The organism is Kocuria sp. CPCC 205235, assembly GCF_040980905.1.
Classification (GTDB): domain Bacteria; phylum Actinomycetota; class Actinomycetes; order Actinomycetales; family Micrococcaceae; genus Kocuria; species Kocuria carniphila.
This window is the reverse complement of the sequence record NZ_JAVKPR010000099.1, coordinates 1-547: the sequence shown is the minus strand read 5'-3', so window position 1 is coordinate 547 and position 547 is coordinate 1. Positions and strand designations below refer to the sequence as shown.

The window sequence follows — 547 nt, the reverse complement described above, 5'->3', positions numbered from 1 at the left end:
AAAGAATTTCACCTTCGTCCGTATATTCAAAACAATGCAAATCAATAATTCTGTTTTTCAAATCTTCCCATACAGTATGGTTCAATGTTGTATATTCCATCTTAATCTCATAAAAGCCATTAGCTTTCATTATTTCTATAAAGTTCTGATAATCGTTCTTTTCTACAAAAATGTCAATATCATTATGGGCTCTTGACTGATATCCAAGAAGAGCATCTACACCCCAGCCACCATCAAGAAAGACTTTAATCTCCGCATCTATTGCAAATTGAAGAATCTGTTTTACATCTGTTATATTGACCATCTTATCATCTCCACAAATTCTAATTAGGCGACCAGAGGAACTGCTGGTCTGTTTGATAAATCTCTGCATTTAGCAGTTTTCAATGTTGCCAAAACGAAAGTTAAGAAGATGTTCCTTTTCTCCATGTCGCTTTCTTTGGCGTAATTTACAAGGTTATTCCACACAAGATAGTTGTTCAGATACTTGGTAGAAACACCGTTAAAGCCACGCATAAACCTCTTTAGCTGGCTATGGTAGCTATTG

Annotated in this window: 1 protein-coding gene and 1 pseudogene; both read right to left on the bottom strand. The window is 35.3% G+C overall.

Features of this window, described 5'->3' with window-relative positions:
• The coding region (locus RF638_RS16170; RefSeq protein WP_368842480.1) for a nucleotidyltransferase domain-containing protein at nt 1–304 on the bottom strand (304 nt) is incomplete at its 3' end.
• Between the two features lie 23 nt (nt 305–327).
• Nucleotides 328–547 (bottom strand): annotated as a pseudogene (locus RF638_RS16165) (IS1595 family transposase); the annotation flags it as partial.